The sequence below is a fragment of the Vibrio sp. 1562 genome, from assembly GCF_033340155.1.
Lineage (GTDB): Bacteria > Pseudomonadota > Gammaproteobacteria > Enterobacterales > Vibrionaceae > Vibrio > Vibrio alginolyticus.
Map to the genome: position 1 here is coordinate 1 of NZ_JAWOVY010000661.1, position 552 is coordinate 552.

Here is a 552-nt window from a genome sequence, read left to right on the forward strand (position 1 = left end):
CAAGGCTGGTACATCTGGGTGATGAACTTGTCCTGATGTGAGCTGTACCTTACACGCACCGCACAAGCCAGCACGGCAGCTATTACTCACTACTTGCCCTGCATCTTCAATCTGATCCAAAAGCGTTTTTTGATTGTTGCCTTGGATCTTCAAGCCATTGAATTCAATCTCAACCTCTTTTTCTGGTCTTGCTTCCACAGCAGAAACACCAAAGGCTTCTTGATGATAATGTGCCTCTGGCAAACCTTTCTTCAACAATAAGTTTTTGGCTTTTTGCATGAAACCATCAGGCCCACAAACAAACACTTGTCGTTGTTCAACGTCTTTGATTTGCTTGATATGAGACAGACTTAAACGCCCTTTAAGACCAAACCAATCCACCGCTGGTTGCGTTAAACAGATTTTCACTTCCAGCCCTGAATGTTCGCGTTTTAATTGCTCTAACTCTGAGCGACATGGAATATCGTGCTCAGTACGGCATTGATGGTAAAACACCACGTCATTCAGTTGATTGTGGTCTGCAAGATAGCGCACCATCGACAGCATTGGAGT

The 552-nt window shown here is 44.4% G+C and carries 1 protein-coding gene; it reads right to left on the minus strand.

Translation table 11 applies throughout. The annotated features are described in order from the left end of the window. Nucleotides 1–552: iron-sulfur cluster-binding domain-containing protein (locus R7Z49_RS26945; RefSeq protein ID WP_318112727.1), on the minus strand; the 552-nt coding region annotated here is incomplete at both ends.